The organism is Herbaspirillum lusitanum P6-12 (assembly GCF_000256565.1).
In the GTDB taxonomy this organism is placed as follows: domain Bacteria; phylum Pseudomonadota; class Gammaproteobacteria; order Burkholderiales; family Burkholderiaceae_D; genus Herbaspirillum; species Herbaspirillum lusitanum.
The window spans coordinates 1-322 of record NZ_AJHH01000255.1; the positions used below are offsets into that span (position 1 = coordinate 1).

1 pseudogene is annotated in these 322 nt (G+C 58.7%); it reads left to right on the forward strand.

The features are described 5' to 3' along the window. Nucleotides 1-230, forward strand: a pseudogene (locus HLUSI_RS0108385) (sigma-E factor negative regulatory protein); the annotation flags it as partial. Between the last annotated feature and the right edge of the window lie 92 nt (nt 231-322).

Here is a 322-nt window from a genome sequence, read left to right on the forward strand (position 1 = left end):
TTGTGTCGACGACAGCGACGGCAGTTGTGCCGTCGGCGATTACTACCGTGGCGTCCTCGTCCGCACCGCAAGGCGCGGCAACGATCAGCAGTCTGGCGCAACAGGGCGAAGTCGCGCGCGATCCGCGTATCGACGACTACCTGCTGGCGCATCAGCGTTTCTCGCCTTCGATGTACAGCTCGACCCAGTACGCCCGTTCAGCGGCTTTCGCAATTGACTCAGACAAATAATATGCGGCAGACACAAGGTTTGCTCCGGGTCGTTCTTTTTCTTTCGGCAGTGGTAGCATTCTCCGCCAAGGCGGATGTACGGTACAGCAGTT